This is a genomic window from Streptomyces sp. NPDC057302, assembly GCF_042667685.1.
GTDB lineage: Bacteria > Actinomycetota > Actinomycetes > Streptomycetales > Streptomycetaceae > Streptomyces.
The window spans coordinates 1-17,903 of the sequence record NZ_JBHUZJ010000073.1 but is presented as its reverse complement, the minus strand read 5'-3'; the positions used below and the strand labels follow the sequence as shown (position 1 = coordinate 17,903).

22 protein-coding genes and 3 tRNA genes are annotated in these 17,903 nt (G+C 70.2%); 21 read left to right on the top strand and 4 right to left on the bottom strand.

What is annotated here, in order from left to right; translation table 11 throughout:
- The first annotated feature begins 134 nt into the window (after positions 1 to 134).
- From ACFUPX_RS34710 to ACFUPX_RS34650, 13 genes are all read left to right on the top strand, one after another.
- Positions 135 to 524, top strand: a complete 390-nt coding sequence (locus ACFUPX_RS34710) for an NADH-quinone oxidoreductase subunit A (RefSeq protein WP_361182433.1) — start codon at positions 135 to 137, stop codon at positions 522 to 524.
- On the top strand, positions 515 to 1,177 hold the full coding sequence (locus ACFUPX_RS34705) for an NADH-quinone oxidoreductase subunit B (protein ID WP_383331946.1): 663 nt from the start codon (positions 515 to 517) through the stop codon (positions 1,175 to 1,177). The genes ACFUPX_RS34710 and ACFUPX_RS34705 overlap by 10 nt, the downstream gene beginning before the upstream one ends.
- Positions 1,174 to 2,286, top strand: coding sequence for an NADH-quinone oxidoreductase subunit C (locus ACFUPX_RS34700; RefSeq protein ID WP_383331944.1), 1,113 nt, complete (start codon positions 1,174 to 1,176; stop codon positions 2,284 to 2,286). The genes ACFUPX_RS34705 and ACFUPX_RS34700 overlap by 4 nt, the downstream gene beginning before the upstream one ends.
- Positions 2,283 to 3,251 (top strand): NADH-quinone oxidoreductase subunit H, encoded by a 969-nt coding sequence (locus ACFUPX_RS34695; RefSeq protein ID WP_383331942.1) that lies wholly within the window; start codon positions 2,283 to 2,285, stop codon positions 3,249 to 3,251. The genes ACFUPX_RS34700 and ACFUPX_RS34695 overlap by 4 nt, the downstream gene beginning before the upstream one ends.
- Positions 3,251 to 3,811, top strand: a complete 561-nt coding sequence (locus tag ACFUPX_RS34690; protein ID WP_383331940.1) for a NuoI/complex I 23 kDa subunit family protein — start codon at positions 3,251 to 3,253, stop codon at positions 3,809 to 3,811. Before ACFUPX_RS34695 ends, ACFUPX_RS34690 begins: the two co-directional genes overlap by 1 nt.
- Entirely contained in the window at positions 3,808 to 4,458 is a 651-nt protein-coding gene (locus tag ACFUPX_RS34685; RefSeq protein ID WP_383331938.1) for an NADH-quinone oxidoreductase subunit J, read from the top strand. Before ACFUPX_RS34690 ends, ACFUPX_RS34685 begins: the two co-directional genes overlap by 4 nt.
- Positions 4,458 to 4,853 (top strand): NADH-quinone oxidoreductase subunit NuoK, encoded by a 396-nt coding sequence (nuoK, locus tag ACFUPX_RS34680; RefSeq protein WP_383331936.1) that lies wholly within the window; start codon positions 4,458 to 4,460, stop codon positions 4,851 to 4,853. Before ACFUPX_RS34685 ends, nuoK begins: the two co-directional genes overlap by 1 nt.
- Positions 4,850 to 6,844, top strand: a complete 1,995-nt coding sequence (locus tag ACFUPX_RS34675; protein ID WP_383331934.1) for an NADH-quinone oxidoreductase subunit L — start codon at positions 4,850 to 4,852, stop codon at positions 6,842 to 6,844. Before nuoK ends, ACFUPX_RS34675 begins: the two co-directional genes overlap by 4 nt.
- A gap of 6 nt (positions 6,845 to 6,850) precedes the next feature.
- Positions 6,851 to 8,440, top strand: a complete 1,590-nt coding sequence (locus ACFUPX_RS34670; RefSeq protein ID WP_383331932.1) for an NADH-quinone oxidoreductase subunit M — start codon at positions 6,851 to 6,853, stop codon at positions 8,438 to 8,440.
- Positions 8,437 to 9,975 carry an NADH-quinone oxidoreductase subunit N gene (locus ACFUPX_RS34665; protein ID WP_383331931.1) on the top strand — a complete coding sequence of 513 codons (1,539 nt, stop codon included), beginning with the start codon at positions 8,437 to 8,439 and terminating at the stop codon, positions 9,973 to 9,975. The genes ACFUPX_RS34670 and ACFUPX_RS34665 overlap by 4 nt, the downstream gene beginning before the upstream one ends.
- Before the next feature lie 186 nt (positions 9,976 to 10,161).
- Positions 10,162 to 11,025 (top strand): zinc metalloprotease HtpX, encoded by an 864-nt coding sequence (htpX, locus tag ACFUPX_RS34660; protein ID WP_383331929.1) that lies wholly within the window; start codon positions 10,162 to 10,164, stop codon positions 11,023 to 11,025.
- Positions 11,022 to 11,414 (top strand): YccF domain-containing protein, encoded by a 393-nt coding sequence (locus ACFUPX_RS34655; RefSeq protein ID WP_383331927.1) that lies wholly within the window; start codon positions 11,022 to 11,024, stop codon positions 11,412 to 11,414. Before htpX ends, ACFUPX_RS34655 begins: the two co-directional genes overlap by 4 nt.
- A gap of 123 nt (positions 11,415 to 11,537) precedes the next feature.
- Positions 11,538 to 11,804 carry a GlsB/YeaQ/YmgE family stress response membrane protein gene (locus ACFUPX_RS34650; protein ID WP_383331925.1) on the top strand — a complete coding sequence of 89 codons (267 nt, stop codon included), beginning with the start codon at positions 11,538 to 11,540 and terminating at the stop codon, positions 11,802 to 11,804.
- 135 nt (positions 11,805 to 11,939) lie between these two features.
- Here the strand turns inward: ACFUPX_RS34650 and ACFUPX_RS34645 are convergent, their stop codons facing one another.
- Positions 11,940 to 12,428, bottom strand: coding sequence for a YajQ family cyclic di-GMP-binding protein (locus tag ACFUPX_RS34645; protein ID WP_383331923.1), 489 nt, complete (start codon positions 12,426 to 12,428; stop codon positions 11,940 to 11,942).
- A 201-nt stretch (positions 12,429 to 12,629) separates the two neighbouring features.
- Between ACFUPX_RS34645 and ACFUPX_RS34640 the strand changes: the two genes are divergently transcribed.
- From ACFUPX_RS34640 to ACFUPX_RS34630, 3 genes are all read left to right on the top strand, one after another.
- Positions 12,630 to 12,711: transfer RNA gene (locus ACFUPX_RS34640), tRNA-Tyr, on the top strand.
- Between the two features lie 195 nt (positions 12,712 to 12,906).
- Entirely contained in the window at positions 12,907 to 13,152 is a 246-nt protein-coding gene (locus ACFUPX_RS34635) for a hypothetical protein (RefSeq protein WP_383331921.1), read from the top strand.
- A gap of 100 nt (positions 13,153 to 13,252) precedes the next feature.
- Entirely contained in the window at positions 13,253 to 13,489 is a 237-nt protein-coding gene (locus ACFUPX_RS34630; RefSeq protein WP_383331919.1) for a hypothetical protein, read from the top strand.
- A gap of 48 nt (positions 13,490 to 13,537) precedes the next feature.
- On the opposite strand, the gene ACFUPX_RS34625 is transcribed toward ACFUPX_RS34630, so the two are convergent.
- The 3 genes from ACFUPX_RS34625 to ACFUPX_RS34615 all read right to left on the bottom strand — a co-directional run bounded on the left by ACFUPX_RS34625 (position 13,538) and on the right by ACFUPX_RS34615 (position 16,053).
- Positions 13,538 to 13,915 (bottom strand): nuclear transport factor 2 family protein, encoded by a 378-nt coding sequence (locus ACFUPX_RS34625; protein WP_383331917.1) that lies wholly within the window; start codon positions 13,913 to 13,915, stop codon positions 13,538 to 13,540.
- A gap of 109 nt (positions 13,916 to 14,024) precedes the next feature.
- Positions 14,025 to 14,681, bottom strand: coding sequence for an SDR family oxidoreductase (locus tag ACFUPX_RS34620; protein ID WP_383331915.1), 657 nt, complete (start codon positions 14,679 to 14,681; stop codon positions 14,025 to 14,027).
- 76 nt (positions 14,682 to 14,757) lie between these two features.
- Complete coding sequence (locus tag ACFUPX_RS34615) at positions 14,758 to 16,053, bottom strand: amidohydrolase family protein (RefSeq protein ID WP_383331913.1); 1,296 nt, start codon at positions 16,051 to 16,053, stop codon at positions 14,758 to 14,760.
- Positions 16,054 to 16,440: 387 nt separating this feature from the next.
- Between ACFUPX_RS34615 and ACFUPX_RS34610 the strand changes: the two genes are divergently transcribed.
- From ACFUPX_RS34610 to ACFUPX_RS34590, 5 genes are all read left to right on the top strand, one after another.
- Positions 16,441 to 16,513 (top strand) — tRNA-Thr (locus tag ACFUPX_RS34610).
- A 48-nt stretch (positions 16,514 to 16,561) separates the two neighbouring features.
- Positions 16,562 to 16,634, top strand: a tRNA-Met gene (locus ACFUPX_RS34605).
- Positions 16,635 to 16,725: 91 nt separating this feature from the next.
- Positions 16,726 to 16,890 (top strand): 50S ribosomal protein L33, encoded by a 165-nt coding sequence (gene rpmG, locus ACFUPX_RS34600; RefSeq protein ID WP_004571794.1) that lies wholly within the window; start codon positions 16,726 to 16,728, stop codon positions 16,888 to 16,890.
- Between the two features lie 84 nt (positions 16,891 to 16,974).
- Positions 16,975 to 17,439, top strand: coding sequence for a MaoC family dehydratase N-terminal domain-containing protein (locus ACFUPX_RS34595; RefSeq protein ID WP_383331911.1), 465 nt, complete (start codon positions 16,975 to 16,977; stop codon positions 17,437 to 17,439).
- Between the two features lie 4 nt (positions 17,440 to 17,443).
- On the top strand, positions 17,444 to 17,872 hold the full coding sequence (locus ACFUPX_RS34590) for a MaoC family dehydratase (protein ID WP_383331909.1): 429 nt from the start codon (positions 17,444 to 17,446) through the stop codon (positions 17,870 to 17,872).
- The last annotated feature ends 31 nt before the right edge of the window (positions 17,873 to 17,903 follow it).

The following is a 17,903-nucleotide window of genomic DNA, read 5'->3' as shown; positions in this document are numbered from 1 at the left end:
ACATGCTGAGCGATCAGTACTTGCCGATGCGTGACGCTCTGCTTACCTCGTCTTTAGCAGGCCCTAGACTCCCGTGCGTACAGATCGTCGAACAGCGATCAGTGTCAGAGGCGGTCAGGGAGTGAGGGGCTGACGTGCATGTGACGAACGTCGCGGCGAGCTACTACCAGTCGTACTCCGTCGTCGGACTGCTCGCCGTCGTCGGCGTGCTGTTCGTCGCTGTCGCCTTCGGCGCGGGGCGGCTGCTCAGGCCCGTCGTGCCGACTCCCGAGAAGCTCCTGACGTACGAGTGCGGCGTCGACCCGGTCGGCGACGGCTGGGCCCACACCCAGGTCCGCTACTACGTCTACGCGTTCCTCTATGTCATCTTCGCCGTCGACTCGATCTTCCTCTTCCCCTGGGCGACGGTTTTCGCCGCGCCCGGCTACGGTGCGACGACGCTGGTGGAGATGTTCATCTTCCTCGGCTTCCTGACCGTGGGCCTGCTGTACGCATACAAGAAGGGCGTCCTGACATGGACGTGACCCCGGAGCCCGTGCTCCTGCCCGAGCCGACCGTGCTCCCCACGCCCGAGCCCCAGAAGCTCGGCGTGCTGTCCCGCCTCGCGCCCGAGCCGATGAAGGTGGTCCTCAACTGGGGCCGCCGGTACTCGTTGTGGGTCTTCAACTTCGGCCTCGCCTGCTGCGCCATCGAGTTCATCGCCGCCTCCATGGCGCGGCACGACTTCATCCGGCTCGGCGTGATCCCGTTCGCGCCGGGGCCGCGCCAGGCCGACCTGATGGTGGTCTCGGGCACGGTGACGGACAAGATGGCCCCGGCCGTGAAGCGCCTGTACGAGCAGATGCCCGAGCCCAAGTACGTCATCTCCTTCGGCGCCTGCTCCAACTGCGGTGGCCCGTACTGGGATTCGTACGCGGTGACCAAGGGCGTCGACCAGATCATTCCGGTCGACGTGTACGTACCGGGCTGCCCGCCCCGGCCCGAAGCGCTGCTCCAGGGCATCCTCAAGCTCCAGGAGAAGATCGCGCGGGAGTCGCTGGCCGAGCGGTACTCCAACGGCAACGGCGGCCGGCCCTCGGCGGCGGCTCTGCAGAGTGGTCTGGTGAAGCCGCCGGTGCCGGCGCCGGTGCCGGTTCCGGGTGCCTCGGCCTCGGCCTCGGGGGAGGAGAAGGCATGACCGGCTGGCTGCCCAGCCCCGTCGAGGAGCTCTTCGGCGCGGAGGCCACGGCGGACGAGTCGTACGACCTCCTGACGGTCGACGTCCCGCCGAGCGCGTGGATCGCGGCGCTCGAAACCGCGCGCACGACCCTGGCCTGCACCTACTTCGACTGGCTGAGCGCCGTCGACGAACCGGGCACGGGCTTTTTCGTCTCGGCCCACGTCGTCGCCCTCTCTCCCGTACGTCGCCTCCTCATCCGTACGACCGTTCCGCACGACGCCCCGGTTCTGCCGACCGCGGTCGACGTCTACGCGGGCGCGGCGTGGCACGAGCGCGAGACGCACGAGATGTTCGGCGTCGCCTTCGAAGGCCACCCGCACCTGGTGCCGCTGCTCCTGCCGGACACCTTCGAAGGCCATCCCCTGCGCAAGGACTTCGTCCTGGCGGCGCGGGTCGCCAAGGCGTGGCCCGGCGCGAAGGAGCCGGGGGAGTCGGAGCACGGCGGGCCTAAGCGCCGCCAGATGCTGCCTCCCGGCGTACCCGACCCGAACGAATGGGGCCCCCTGAAGGGCCAACTCCCCGCGGCCCCGGCCCGCCCGGCCCGCGGCGCCGCCCGCGCGGCAGGCGACCGCCCGGTCCGCCGGACCCGCACGGCGGGGGAGGGCTCGACCAGCCAGGGGCCTGCCGGCCAGGCGGCCGAGGGTGCGCAGCCAGAGGCACCGGCTCCGCGTCGGTCTCGCAGCGTGAGCCAGGGGTCGGCGTCACAGCGCCCGGCAACGGAGACGCCGCCGGAGCCGAATCCGGAGACGGCGGCCCCGGCACCTGAACCCAGGCCGGAGTCCGCCCCGGCATCCGAGGCGAAGCCAGAGTCCGCTTCGGAACCCGAGGCGAAGCCCGAGGCGCCCGCGACCAGTTCCGACGCTCCGTGGCACCAGGCCCGACCGGCGTTCGACGCCACAGAGGCACCGGCTTCAGCCGATCCCGAGCCGACCAGGGACCCCGAGCCGACCAGGGACCCCGAGCCGACCAAGGACCCCGATCCGGCCAAGGACACCGGCACCGGGTCCGCAGGCACCACCAAGCCCGACAACACCACCGAAGAGGACCGCCCAGGAGGCTCGGAGTGACCGACGCGCTCGACGTCGCCCTGCGTCTCCTCATCGTCTTCGCCGTCTTCCTCGTCCTGCCCCTGGTCATCGGCCAGACCGAGCACAAGGTGATGGCCCACATGCAGGGCCGCCTGGGCCCCATGTACGCGGGCGGCTTCCACGGCTGGGCCCAGCTCGTCGCCGACGGAGTCAAGTTCGCGCAGAAGGAGGACGTCGTACCGGCCGAGGCCGACCGCCGCATCTTCCAGCTCGCCCCCGCCGTCGCCCTGCTGCCCTACCTCATCGTCCTGGTCGCCATCCCGATCGGCCCGAGCGAAGGCGCCGTCGGCCAACTCGTCGACGCGGGCATCTTCTTCGTGCTCGCGGTCATGGGCGTCGGCGTGCTCGGCTCGCTCATGGCGGGCTGGGCGAGCGCCAACAAGTTCTCCCTCCTCGGCGGCCTGCGCACGGCCGCCCAACTCCTGGCGTACGAACTCCCGATGCTGCTCGCCGCGGCTTCGGTCGCGATGGCGGCCGGGACGGTCTCGCTGCCCGGCATCCTCAACGCCTTCGAGTGGTGGTGGCTGCCCTGGCAGATCGTCGGCGCCCTCGTCTTCTTCGTCGCGGGCCTCGCCGAACTCCAGCGCCCGCCCTTCGACATGCCGGTCGCCGACTCGGAGATCATCTTCGGCGCGTACACCGAGTACACGGGCCTGCGCTTCGCCCTTTTCCTCCTCGCCGAGTACGCCGGAATCGTCGTCCTCTGCGGCCTCACCACCGTCCTCTTCCTCGGCGGCTGGCACGGCCCCTGGGGCGCCGATGGCCTCGGCTGGGTCTGGACCCTCCTGAAGACGGCGGTACTCGCCTTCCTCGTGATCTGGCTCCGCGTCAGCTACCCCCGTCTCCGCGAGGACCAGCTCCAGAAGCTCTCCTGGACCCTCCTCGTCCCGCTCGCCCTCGCGCAGATCGCGCTGACCGGCATCGTGAAGGTGGCGATCAACTAGTGCCCCCGATCCCTGGCAGCGGCCTGGCCAAGGGCCTCGCCGTCACCCTCCGCACGATGACGAAGAAGACCGTCACCGAGCAGTACCCGCAGCACCAGCCCGAACTCCCGCCCCGCACCCGCGGCGTCATCGGGCTCTTCGAGGAGAACTGCACGGTCTGCATGCTCTGCGCCCGGGAGTGCCCGGACTGGTGCATCTACATCGACTCCCACAAGGAGACGGTCCCGGCGGCCGTCGAGGGCGGCCGCGAGCGCAGCCGCAACGTCCTTGACCGCTTCGCCATCGACTTCTCCCTCTGCATGTACTGCGGCATCTGCATTGAGGTCTGCCCCTTCGACGCACTGTTCTGGTCCCCGGAGTTCGAGTACGCCGAGACCGACATCCACGAACTCACCCACGAGCGCGACAAGCTCCGCGACTGGATGTGGACGGTCCCCGCCCCGCCGGCCCTGGACCCCGCGGCCGAGGACCCCAAGGAGATCGTCACCGCCCGCAAGGCGGCGGAGAAGCTGGCCGCGGCCCAGGAAGCCGAAGCAGCCGGACCGGAGGCAGAAGCGTGACCCCCGCAGCAGCAGCCGCCACCGCCACCTCGCTCGCGGCCGACGCCCCCCAGGGCTTCCTCTCCCCGACGGGCGTGGAGATCGCCTTCCTCCTGGTCGGCCTCGTCACCCTCGGCTCGGCGATCGTCACCGTCACCACCAAGCAGCTGGTGCACGCCGCCCTGTGGCTGGTGGCCACGCTCGGCGGCCTGGCCGTCGAGTACCTCCTGCTCACCGCCGAGTTCATCGCCTGGGTGCAGGTACTGATCTACGTCGGTTCCGTCGTCGTCCTCCTCCTCTTCGGCCTGATGCTGACGCGGGCCCCCATCGGCCGCTCCCCGGACGCCGATTCGGGCAACCGCCCGGTCGCGCTCGCGGTGGCCGTCCTCGCGGCGGCCGCCCTGGTCTGGGTCGTCGTCGACGCCTTCCGGACGACCTGGATCGACCTCGACCGCGCCGCCGACGAGGCCCAGGGCTCCACCGCCGTGACCGGGAAGTTCCTCTTCCAGCACTGGGTGCTGCCCTTCGAGGCCCTCTCGGTCCTGCTCCTCGCCGCCCTGGTCGGCGCGATCGTCCTCTCCCGCAGGAACGCCCGCATGACCCGCCTGAACGGTGCCCCCGGCGACAGCACCACGACCGGTGCCCCCAGCGAGAAGGAGCAGCGCTGATGCACCTCGCCTATCCCGCGGTCCTGGCCGTCCTCCTCTTCTGCGTGGGCCTGTACGGAGTGCTCGCCCGCCGCAACGCGATCCTGGTCCTGATGTCCGTCGAGCTCATGCTCAACGCCGTCAACCTCAACCTGGTCGCCTTCGACGTCTGGCTCCGCGACGCCCTCCACTCCGGCCAGGCCCTGACCCTCTTCACCATCGCCATCGCCGCCGCGGAGATCGGCATCGGCCTCGCGATCGTCCTGGCGGTCTACCGCAACCGCGGCTCCTCCGCCGTCGACGAACTCCGCGACACCGCCGAGGGCCCCGACGATCCCGATGACGATGCCGAGGGCGCGGCCACCGAGGAGCCCGCCCCGGCACAGAAGTCGCAGAAGGCTGAGGCCACCGCGTGACCACGACCACCCTCGCCGTACTCGTCCCCCTCCTGCCGTTCCTCGGCGCGCTCGCGGGTCTGCTGCTCGGCCGCACCGTCCCGGGTCTCGTACGCCCCCTCGCGGTGCTGCCCACCCTGGTGGCGCTGGTCATCGCCGTCCTGGTCGCCGCCCGCCACGGCGGCGGCGCCGACATCGACTCCGCCACCGAGCTCACCCCGACCGGCTCGGTCCCCATCGAACTCGCCCTGCACATCGACGGCTTCGCCGCCCTGGTCGCCGTCCTGGTCGGCGTCGTCGCCTCCTGCGTGCAGATCTACTCGACGGGCTACCTGCGCGACGACCCGCGCTACCCCTCGTACGCCGCTCTCGTCTCCCTCTTCACCTCCGCGATGCTGCTCGTCGTCTACTCCGGCGACCTGATGGTGCTCCTGGTCGGCTGGGAGATCATGGGCATCTGCTCGTACTTCCTCGTCGGCCACTACTGGGAGACGCCCGAAGCCCGCGCCGCCTCCCTCAAGGCCTTCCTGGTCACCAAGCTCGGCGACGTCCCCTTCCTGATCGGCCTGTTCGCGCTCGCCGTCGACGCCGGTTCGTTCCGCATCACGACGATCCTCGCGAAGGTCGCCGACGGCGGCCTCGACCACCCGACGCTGATCGCCCTGCTGCTCCTCGCCGGTGTGGCGGGCAAGTCCGCGCAGTTCCCGCTGCACACCTGGCTGCCCGACGCGATGGCGGGCCCCACGCCCGTCTCCGCGCTCATCCACGCCGCGACGATGGTCGCCGCCGGTGTCTACTTCGTGGCCCGGCTCCTCCCCGTCTTCGCCGCGTCCGCGGCAGCGCTGGTCGTCCTCGCCGTCATGGCCGCCGTCACGATGGCCGGATCGGCCCTCGCCGCGCTCGCCCAGGACGACATCAAGCGCGTCCTCGCCTACTCGACGATCGGCCAGCTCGGCTATCTGACCGGCGCACTCGCCGTCGGCGACCGCGGCGCCGCCGTCTTCCACCTCCTGTCGCACGGCGCCTTCAAGGCGCTCCTCTTCCTCGGCGCGGGCGTGATCATCCACGCCGCCGGCACCAACTCCCTCGCCGCGATGTCCCGCATGAAGGGCCTGCGCGACCGCGTCCCCGACGCCTTCTGGACGATGACCGTGGCGCTCCTCGCGCTCGCCGCGATCCCGCCCTTCAGCGGCTTCTTCTCCAAGGAAGCCGTCCTGGGCGCCGCCGAGCACGCGGCCACCGGGCACTCCGAGACCGCCCCCACCGCGGCGGGCTGGATCGTCCTGATCGCCGGTCTGCTCACCGCCCTCCTCACCGCCGCCTACGCGACGCGTCTGTGGCTCCTTGTCTTCAACGGCCAGGGCCCCGAAGCCCCGGACCACGGTCGCCAGCCCGTCACGATGACCGCCGTGCTCTGGGTGCTCGCCGTCCCCTCACTCGCCTTCGGCCTCACCGTCGGCGTCCTGCCGGACTGGTTCGACGGCCACTCGCTCACCCCGACCCTCACCACCTCCGTCCTGGGCACGGGACTCGCCCTGGTCGGCGGACTCGTCACGTACGGAGCCTGGCGGCACACCACTGCGCTCGCCGCCCGCCACCCGATGGGCGCGGTCGCCGTCGACTCGGGGGCCGACGGAGGCCTGGTCGAAGCGGAGGCCATCGCCTCGCACGAACCCGCCTACGGAGACGTGGCCGCCGCCCACGACCCGGCCGACCCCGGCCGCCTCCTGCTCGGCCCGCTGCACCGGCACGCCGCCGTCGGCTTCCACCTCGACGCCGTCTACGCCGCCCTGTTCGTGCGCCCCGTCCAGGCCGCCGCACGCCTCGTGCGCTTCCTGGACCGCGAGGTCGTCGAGACGTACGTACGCGGCGCGGGCACCGCACCCCGTTGGCTCGGCGAGGCCGTCCGCCGGGCGCAGACCGGCAATGTGCAGACCTACCTGAGCGCGCTGCTCGCAGGCACCGTCGTCCTGGCTGTCGCCGCCGTCCTCGTCGCCACCGTCGGAGCGTGAGCAGCCGTGATCGATATCAGTGAATCCGTGATGCAGCTTCTTCTGGCGTTGATCGTGGTCGGCCCGCTCATCGGCGCGGTGGCGGCTCTCCTGCCGGCCCCGCCCGGACTGAAGGGGAAGTCACCCGACCAGGCCGTGCTGCGCCACGGCGTGATCGTGACCGGCGCGATCCTCATCGCCGCGATCGTCCTCGCACTCGGCTTCGACCATGACCATCCGTCAAAGATGCAGGCCACGACCGATATCAGCTGGATCCCCGCACTCGACGTGCGCATCCACCTCGGCATCGACGGCATCTCGCTCCCCCTCCTGGTCCTGACCGCGCTGCTGACCTTCCTCTGCGCGCTGTACTCCTACTTCAAAATGCCGTCGGGCCCGTCTCCCAAGGCATTCGTCGCGCTGATCCTCGTGCTCGAGTCCGGCACCCTCGCGACCTTCGCCGTCCTCGACCTGCTGCTGTTCTTCCTCGCGTTCGAGATGGTCCTCATCCCGATGTACTTCCTCATCGCCCGCTGGGGCGGCGCCGAACGGACGCGGGCCGCCTGGAAGTTCATCCTCTACACGCTGCTCGGCTCCGTCGTGATGCTGCTCGGTCTCCTCCTCATCGGCCTCAAGTCCGGCACATTCGACATGGTGGCACTCGCCACTGACAACGGCCGGGGCCTGACCTCATCCGTGCAGGTCATCGCCGTTCTGGCGATCGGGATCGGGCTCGCGGTCAAGACGCCGATGTGGCCGCTGCACAGCTGGCTGCCGGACGCGCACACCGCCGCGCCCACCGTCGGCTCGGTCCTACTGGCCGGCGTGATGCTGAAGATGGGTACGTACGGATTCGTCCGGATCCTGCTGCCGATCGCACCCGACGGGATGCAGACCTTCGCGCCGTACCTCGCGGCCTTCGCGGTCGTCGGCATCATCTACGGCTCGCTCGCCTGCCTCGCCCTCGCCAAGCAGGGCGCGAAGGGCGACCTCAAGCGCCTCATCGCCTACTCGTCCGTGGGCCACATGGGCTTCGTCCTGCTCGGCATCTCGACGATGAGCCCGACCGGCGTGAACGGCGCGCTGTTCGCCAACATCGCGCACGGCCTCATCACCGGCCTGCTGTTCTTCCTCGTCGGCGCGCTCAAGGACCGCACCGGCACCAGCGACCTCGACACCCTCGCGCAGGAATCGGGCGCCGCGCTCTACGGCAAGGCGCCCCGCCTCGGCGGCCTCCTCGCCTTCGGCGCCGTCGCCTCGCTCGGCCTGCCGGGCCTGGCCGGGTTCTGGGGCGAAATGCTCGCGCTGTTCGGCGCGTTCAAGCCCGCCGACGGCCTCAGCCGCCCCGCCTTCCTCACCTTCATGGCGATCGCCGCCTTCGGCACCCTGCTCACCGCCGCGTACATGCTCATCGTCGTACGCCGCGTCTGCATGGGCCCGATGCCCCAGGACGCGGCCAGGACCGACACCCCGGCGCTCGCCGACGTCCAGGGCTACGAGTTCGCCGCCTGGACCCCGCTCGTCGCCCTCACCGTCATCGCCGGACTCTGGCCCGCCGCTCTGCTCGGCCTCACCGACCCGGCCGTGCAGCAGCTCCTCTCAGGAGGCAAGTCGTGACCGTGGCCGCCGAAAGCGCCGCCGGCGTCGTCCAGTCCGTCGACTGGCTCGCGATCGCACCGCCCACCATCGCGGCCGTCGTCGGTCTCCTCGTACTCGTCGCCGACCTCTTCGTGGGCGACAAGAAGAAGGCGCTGCTCGGCTGGATCTCCGTGGCGGGTCTTGCCGTCGCCGGGCTCTCCCTGCTGCCGATCCTGAACGACGACCGCTCGACGTTCTGCCTGACCGGCGGCGCGGACGCCTGCAGCTACACGGCCGACCGCTTCACGCTCGTCATCCAACTGCTCGTCCTCGGCGGCGCCCTGCTGGCCGCGCTGCTCTCGATGAGCGCGCTCAAGGACGCGCACGGCACGGGGAAGGAACTCCCCGAAGGGGAGTTCTGGTTCCTGCTGCTCTCCTCCGCGGCGGGCGCCGCGCTGCTGCCCGCCTCGCGTGACCTGGCGACCCTGATCGTCGCCCTCGAAGTCGCCTCGCTGCCCGCGTTCGCGCTCGTGGGCCTCAGGCACGGCGACAAGAAGTCCTCCGAAGCCGCCCTGAAGTTCTTCCTCTCCTCCGTCACCGCGACCGCCGTGACGCTGATGGGCGTCAGCTTCGTCTACGCGGCGACCGGCACCCTGCACCTGACGGAGATCGCCGAGGAGCTCCAGCACGTCGACGGACAGCTCGACACGCTCGCCCAGACCGGCGTCGCCCTCACCCTGGTCGGCTTCGCCTTCAAGGTGGCCGCCGTGCCCTTCCACTTCTGGGTGCCCGACACCTACGTGGGCGCGCCGCTGCCCGTCGCCGCCTACCTCTCCGTGGTCGGCAAGGCGGTCGGCTTCACCGGCCTGATCCTGGTCACCGTCGTCGCCTTCCCCTCGTACGCCGACGTGTGGGGTCCGGCGCTCGCCGTGCTCGCCGCCCTCACCATGACCGCGGGCAACGTGGCGGCGCTGCGCCAGCGGGCCACGCGCGCGTACAGCGCGGTACGCCTGCTCGCCTGGTCCTCGGTCGGCCAGGCGGGATACCTCCTCGTGCCGATCGCCGCGGCCGGATACGCCGACAACCCCGCCGAGGCCGAGAAGGCCATCGGCTCCACCGTCGCGTACGCCCTGATGTACGCGGCCGTGAACCTCGGAGCCTTCGCCGTCGCCGCGCTCGTCGGCCGCACCCAGCGCCTGAACCGCGTCAGCGACTACCGGGGCCTGTACGCCAGGAGCCCCCTCGCCGCCCTGGTGCTCGGCTTCTTCCTGCTCTGCCTGGCGGGCCTGCCGCCGGGCATCATCGGCCTCTTCGCGAAGGTCACCGTCTTCTCGGCGGCGGTCGACGCGGGCCTGGGCTGGCTCACCGTGGTGATGGCCGTGAACGTGGTGATCGCACTCTTCTACTACCTCCAGTGGACCGCGCTGCTCTTCCGCGCCCCCGAGGGCGAGCCGGTCGCGCACCGTGTCCCGGCGCCCCTCACGGTTGCCATCGCCCTGACCGCGGTCCTCGGCATCGCCCTCTCCGGAGCGCCGCAACTGGTCCTGAGGTTCTCCGACACCGGCCTCTTCTGACGCGTCCCCACCCCCGAAGGGCCGCTCCGGGTCTCACCCGAGCGGCCCACACCGCTCCTGCCCGCTCCTGCGCGCACAAGGGAACTAGTGCTCCTCGCCTGGCGTTGACCAGTACGGGAGGGTCCACTGAAGAGTGGAAGCACCAGTAGACAGAGGGTTCCCCCACGCACCACAGGAGGGCGTACCGTGCACCGCCGGCACAACGGGCTGAAGACCGCCGTACTCCTCGGGGGACTGTCCGCTCTCATCCTCGTCATCGGCAGTTTCTTCGGACGTACGGGCTTGATCGTCGCGCTCTTCGTGGCGCTCGGCACCAATGCGTACGCGTACTGGAACAGCGACAAGCTCGCCCTGCGCGCCATGCGCGCGCGCCCGGTGAGCGAATTCGAGGCACCCGAGCTGTACCGCATGGTCCGCGAGCTCTCCACCCAGGCCCGCCAGCCCATGCCCCGCCTCTACATCTCGCCCACCGAGGCGCCGAACGCGTTCGCGACGGGCCGCAATCCGCGCAACGCCGCGGTGTGCTGCACCGACGGCATCCTGCGCCTCCTGGACGAGCGTGAACTGCGCGGAGTCATCGGCCACGAGCTCAGCCACGTCTACAACCGCGACATCCTGATCTCGTCGGTCGCCGGCGCGCTCGCCTCGGTGATCATGTTCTTGGTCAACTTCGCCTGGCTGATCCCGGTCGGCAGGTCGAACGACAACGAGGGCCCCGGCATCTTCGGCATGCTCCTGATCATGCTCCTGGGCCCGCTGGCCGCCTCCGTCATCCAACTCGCGATCAGCCGCTCCAGGGAGTACGAGGCCGACGCCTCGGGCGCGCAGCTGACGGGGGACCCACTGGCCCTCGCCAGCGCCCTGCGTAAGCTCGACGCGGGCACGAAGCAGCTGCCGCTGCCGCCCGAGCCTCGCCTCGAGACGGCAAGTCACATGATGATTGCGAACCCTTTCCGTCCGGGGCAGGGCATGTCCAAGATGTTCTCCACGCATCCGCCGATGGCGGAGCGCATTGCCCGGCTCGAGCAGATGGCAGGTCGCCAACAGTGAAGACAATTCTCAACGTCATTTGGCTAGTCCTGTGCGGCTTCTGGATGTTCCTCGGCTATCTCCTGGCCGGGGCGCTCCTGTGCGTCACGATTATCGGCATCCCCTTTGGAGTCGCCAGCTTCCGGATAGGCCGCTATGCCCTGTGGCCCTTCGGGTACACGGCGGTTGAGCGCCGCGACGCGGGCGCGGCGTCCTGCGTCGGCAACGTCCTGTGGCTGATCCTCGCGGGCTGGTGGCTCGCGATCGGCCACATCGTCACCGGTTTCCTGCTGTGCGTCACGATCATCGGCATCCCGCTGGGCATCGCCAACTTCAAGCTGATCCCGGTGTCGTTGATGCCGCTCGGCCGCGAAATCGTGCGCACGGACCAGCCGTTCGCGTCGCGCTGAGGCGACCGCCCTGCCCCAGGCCCCATCTGTGGCATACGCCGCATCCGGCCGACAGCCGCAACCGCGCCCCGCACTCGTGACGTCCTTCCGGACAACAGCACGAAAGAGGGGCAGGTTCACCGCATGGGCATCATCAGCTGGATCGTTCTTGGGCTGCTCGCCGGTGTCGTGGCCAAGGTCCTGCTGCCCGGCCGCGACCCGGGCGGATTCATCGGCACGACCGTCATCGGCATCGCAGGCGCCTTCATCGGCGGCTGGCTCTCCGCCCGCTATCTCGACCGCCCGATAGCCAACGACATCTACGACGGCGCGACCTGGGCGGCGGCGATCGGCGGCTCACTCGTCCTGCTCGTCGCCTACCGCATCTTCTTCGGCCACTCGCGCCGCTGAGGCATGCGCGCCCCTTGGGGCGTCAATCCCCCGATCTGCGGCCAGCAGCAAGGGCGGGCACCCGAACCGGGTGCCCGCCCTTCGGCGTCGTACGACGAGAAATCACCAGTACTGACCGGCAGTACTTACTGGCGACTACCGGTAGTTGGCGAACTGCACGTCGAAATCGAAGTCCTGCCCCTTGATGAGCGCCTGTACGGCCTGCAGGTCGTCGCGGCTCTTGGAGCTGACGCGCAGCTCCTCGCCCTGGACCTGCGCCTTGACGCCCTTGGGGCCCTCATCGCGGATGATCTTGGCGACCTTCTTCGCGTTCTCCTGGGAGATGCCCTCCTCGATGGAGGCGAAGATCTTGTACTCCTTGCCGGACAACTGCGGCTCACCCGCGTCCAGCGACTTCAGTGAGATGCCGCGCTTGATCAGCTTGGACTGGAAGATGTCGAGGATCGCCTTGACCCGCTCCTCGCCGTTCGCCTCCATGAGGATCTTCTCGCCGGACCAGGCGATCGAGGCACCCGTGCCCTTGAAGTCGTAGCGCTGCGAGATCTCCTTGGCGGCCTGGTTGAGGGCGTTGTCGACCTCCTGCCGCTCGACCTTCGAGACGATGTCGAAACTGGAGTCGGCCATGTCCTGTGGCTCCTTGTATCGGGGTCTGCGTACTCGGCTGGTGCACGGCCTTCGGTCCCTGGCCGCATCCGCAAAGCCTAGCCACCGCCCCGGCGCCGGGTACTGATCAATCGGGTGGCGAAGCACCCCCATGCATCAGGTATCGTTTACGTCGTTGCCACGGAGCGCCGCACAAAGCGACCGATTCCAGGCAGCGACCCAGGCGGTGTGCCCGAGCGGCCAAAGGGAGCAGACTGTAAATCTGCCGGCTCAGCCTTCCCAGGTTCGAATCCTGGCGCCGCCACATGGGAACGAAGGGCCCGTGACCTGCGAGAAATCCAGGTCACGGGCCCTTCGTCATGTCTCCGTACGACGGGCTGCCGCACCCTCACCCTCACCCTTACTCGCATTCGAACGCCCCGAAGCCCGCCCAAGCCGCTCCCGCGACTTCGCCGGAAACGCTTCTTCTCAAAGCGCGGCTACGGGGTAAGCGTGGGCCATGGACCGATGGAGCGTGGGCAAGCTCGTGCCGGTGGAGTGGTGGGCTCGGCGCTGGGTGCGATGGGTAGTCGTGATCACTACGTGGGTGGTCATCTACGGGGCGCTCGCCGTGTTCTGGCGCCTGGTCCTGGGCAGGTCGTGGACGGATGCGATCGTGTTCGCCGTTGTGGTTGCCGTGTGTAACGCGGTCATCCAGGGGTGGCTCCTGCGCACCCGGCAGAGTTCCTCGCGCAGCCCTGGGTGAGCTTCGGCTCCGGTGGTGGGCGGTCGCCACCGACCGTTCGCAACCCTCTTCGATCTTGCGGAAACGCATGTCGGAGGGGGTCTTTTCGTACGCTGAGGCCATGTCGTCCTCGTCGTTCACGTCATCGTCATCGCGCCGCAGGAACTGCCCCGAGTGCCGCCGTGAAATCGCGGTCGTCGGCGGCCGGTTCGCCCGTCACGATCCGCCGGGTCAGCGCGGCAGCGGCGACCTCGTCTCCTGTCCGGGCTCGCGCAGGCAGGCCATGCTCGGCGCCGCACAGCCCGCTCTGGACGGTTACACGGTCCCGGACTTCCCCGGCCAGCTCCCGCTGTTCTGAGGCGCTCTCACGGCCCTCCAGGGCGGCTCTGGGGCCCGCGTGGGGCGGTCACGGCTGCCGTACGTCCATCCGGCTCACCAGGCCGTCGTCGCGGAACGTGTAGACGTGCTCGACCGTCGTCGGCGCCCAGTGGTCGCCCGTCCCGTCCCGGAGGCCGGGCCGCACGGTCGCCACGACCCGGCGGCCGTCGTCGTCGAGCCGCAGCCGCTCCAGGTGCACCAGGGGGTGCATGGCCGCGAACTGCCGCGCCCAGTAGGCGCGGACGGCCGCGATGCCCCGGGCCCGCGTGTTGTCCAGGAGGTTCGGCCAGTTCACGTCCGGCGCCAGGGAGCGCGGGATGAACGCGTCGCGCTCTTCGGTACTGAAGACGGCGTACATCTGCCGCAGGAGAGCTTCCTGCGCGGCAGGCACATCGGAAGCAGGCATGGTGTTCCTCACGTAGGCGGCAACTTCAGCCAAGCACCGCCCCGCGCGCGGGACATCCCTCAGAAGACCGACATCGCCGTACGGACATCAGTTCCCCGTAGAGCGGAGTTCAGTTCCCCGCAACGGACTTGACCGCCACGGACACCGGCGTGGACCCGCTGACCAGCTCCAGCGTCAGGCCCGCCGTCGCCGAGGAGTCGACGAGCTCCGCGAGCACGGCGGCCACGTCGTCACGCGGGATCGGCCCGCGTCCGGTCGACGCCTCCAGACGCACGAGTCCGGTGCCCGCGTCGTCCGTCAGCATCCCGGGGCGCAGGATCGTCCAGTCCAGGGCCTTGCGACCGCGTACGGAGGCGTCGGCCTCGCCCTTGGCCCGCAGGTAGGCGTCGAAGATCTCGTCGCCCTGGTGCGCGGGGTCCGCGCCCATCGACGACACCACTACGTAGCGCCGCACTCCGGCGCGCTCCGCGGCGTCCGCGAAGAGCACGGCGGCGTCGCGGTCCACGGTGTTCTTGCGGTCGACCCCGCTGCCCGGTCCCGCGCCCGCCGCGAAGACGGCCGCGTCGGCGCCTTCCAGGAGCCCGGCCACCTCGTCGACGGAAGCCGACTCCAGGTCGCACAGCGCCGCTTCGGCGCCCGCGGCCCGCAGGTCGCCTTCCTGTTCGGATCTGCGGACGAGACCGACGACCTCGTCACCCCGCGCGGCGAGCAACCGCTCGAGCCGCAGCGCGATCTGACCATGACCTCCAGCGATGACAATGCGCATGTCTCCGACCGTACGGCAGCCCCCGCAAGATCGCCCCGCGCACACGGGAGCACGACTCAGAAAGCGCCGCCCGCTCTCACGAGGGCTCCGCGCCCTTCGGCCGGCCGGGGCCGCCCCCCTGCGAGCGGCCCTGCCGCGGCAGGTCGAGGGCTACGGCGGCAGCCGAATCGCAGTACTCCCGCACCGCGCTCGTCCGTGCCACCACGCGCCCCCGGTGCACCACGATGCGGCTGTACGCGAGCGAGAGCGCCCCCGCGAGCTGGTCGCCGCGCACCGCGAGCAGCTCGGCGGGGAAACCCGCCTCCACCCGCACCTGGGAAAGCCCCATCGCGGCCCGCGCCGCCCCGCTCACCGTGCCGTACGCGTCCTGGGGACGGAGACCGCACCGCGAGGCCAGCAGATAGGCGGCCTCCAGCGGATCCCCGCGCCCCACGGGGTTCGCCACGTCCCGCATGGCCCCGCTGCCCGCGGCGACCCGCACCCCGGCCGCCCGCAGCAGCCGGACCGGCGCCACGGCGCCACGCCGGTCCACGCTTCCGCACCCGCCCTGCGGCAGGCACACCACCGTCACGCCGGCCGCGGCCAGCTGCTCCGCGGTCCGCGCGGCCACGTCGGACGGCAGCCGCCCGAGCCCGCCGCACGGCCCGATCGTCACCCCGGGCCGCAGCCCGCCCGCCATCGCCGCGAGCCGCCCCAGGCGGGCCGGATCGCTGCCGTCCGTGTGCAGGTCGACGGGGCAGCCGTGCTCGGCGGCGACTTCGAGCACCGCCTCCACGTACCCGGTCGGATCGGGGTCCAGATCGGGGCAGCCGCCCACTACGGATGCGCCCATTTTCACCGCGTCCCGCAGCATCGCGAGCCCGTCGGCGCCCGCCACCCCGGTCAGCAGGCGCGGCACGGCCACGGCCGTCAGGTCGACCAGGCCGCGCAGCGAACGCCGTGCCTGCAGCACCGCCTCCATCGACGTGAGCCCCGGTACGTCGCCGATCCGCACGTGCGAGCGCAGCGCCGTCGCGCCGTGCCCGAGCTGGAGCAGGGCCGCCTCGGTGGTCCGGCGCTGGACGTCGGCGAGTTCGTACGAGACCGGCCCCTCCGTGTCCGCGGAGAGCGCCGTGTCGCTGTGCGCGTGCGGTTCGGCCGCGGCCGGCAACAGGAGGTAGCCGCCGAGGTCCACGCGCGTGGCCTGCGCGGTCAGGCTGCCCGCCGTACCGACCGCCTCGATGCGCCCGGAGCCGAGCCGCACGTCCACGGTCCGGCCGTCGGTCAGGCGGGCTCCGCAGAGGAGCAGCGCGGTGGCGTCGGAGCCGTCACCTGAGGAGCCGGAAGAGCCTGAGGAGCCGGAGGAGTGGGGCTGCGGCTGGCTGTCGGGCATCGCGCTCCTGAGGTTCGGGGGCGGCTACGGGGCGTGGCGATCAAGACGTCCAAGATCACGCAACGTGGGGCGAGCCTAGGGCGACGACCGGCCCTCTTCGAGGAGGAGCGGAATAGTCGTACCGGCGTGGTGCGCGGTGTCCGACCGGCGTGGTGCGCGGTGTCCGACGGGCGTGGCGCGCGGCTCCGGACAGCCGGGGCGCGGGGCTCCGGACAGCCCTGGTGGGGAGCTCCGAACCGGTGGTGCGGGAGGGGCTGAACCGGTGTGGCGCGTGGCACCGAAGTGACGTGCTGAGGCGCCCGTGACGGCTGCCTAGTTCCCCCTGGACAGCCCCGGCGAAACGGATTTGGGCGATCGGCGACCGACCGTGTAATGTCTTCATCGCTCGCCCCAATAGCTCAGTCGGTAGAGCGTCTCCATGGTAAGGAGAAGGTCTGCGGTTCGATTCCGCATTGGGGCTCTGATGTTGGTTGATCCTCACCCTCGGGTGAGGGGATCCGGCATCTGCAGCGGTGTAGCTCAGTCGGTAGAGCAAGCGGCTCATAATCGCTGTGTCACCGGTTCAAGTCCGGTCACCGCTACTGATTTGGTAGCCGATTGTGGGGTCGGACCTTCGATCGGCTACTATTTTTTTGCGTTCATCCGTCCATCCGTCCGTCAAGGAGCACTCACGTGGCTGCCACAGACGTCCGCCCGAAGATCACGCTGGCCTGCGTGGAGTGCAAGGAGCGGAACTACATCACCAAGAAGAACCGGCGTAATGACCCGGACCGTCTTGAGATGAAGAAGCACTGCCCGCGCTGCAACGCGCACACTGCGCACCGCGAAACGCGCTAGATACAGGCTCGTACACGAGGCCGTCCCCGATTTCTGGGGGCGGCCTCGCGTCGTTTACCCATACGTGCAGGAGGTACCGAGTCCATGGCGCTCGACCAGTCCTTCGTGGGGCGGTCCTACCCGCCCACCGATCCCTATGAGGTCGGCCGGGAGAAGATCCGTGAGTTCGCCGAGGCGGTGGGCGACGCCAATCCCGCGTACGTCGACACGGAGGCCGCCAAGGCGTTCGGGCACCCCGATGTGATCGCCCCGCCGACTTTCGTGTTCGCGATCACGTTCAAGGCCGCGGGTCTGGTGATCGAGGATCCGCAGCTGGGGCTCGACTACAGCCGCGTCGTGCACGGCGACCAGAAGTTCTCGTACACCCGCCCGGTGCGCGCGGGGGACCGGCTCACGGTCACCTCGACCATCGAGGCCGTCAAGTCGATGGCGGGCAACGACATCCTGGACATCCGCGGTGAGGTCCACGACGAGGCCGGCGAGCACGTAGTGACCGCCTGGACCAAGCTCGTCGCGCGTGCGGCGGAGCCCGCGGCAGAGGGAGCCTGAGTCGATGACCGCCAAGATTTCGTACGACAGCGTCGAGGTCGGCACCGAGCTGACGGCCCAGAGTTTTCCTGTGACGCGCGCCACGCTCGTGCGGTACGCGGGCGCCTCCGGGGACTTCAACCCGATCCACTGGAACGAGAAGTTCGCCGTCGACGTGGGCCTTCCCGACGTCATCGCGCACGGCATGTTCACCATGGCCGAGGCGATCCGTGTGGTGACGGACTGGGTGGGCGACCCGGCCGCCGTCGTCGAGTACGGCGTGCGCTTCACCAAGCCCGTCGTGGTCCCGAACGACGACAAGGGGGCGCTGATCGAGGTCAGCGCCAAGGTCGCCCAGAAGCTCGACGACAACCGGGTCCGGGTGGACCTGGTGGCGATGAGCGAGGGCCAGAAGGTGCTCGGCATGTCCCGCGCGGTGGTCCAGCTCGGCTGACCTATGCGCGGCAGTAGTAAGTAAGGGGCAC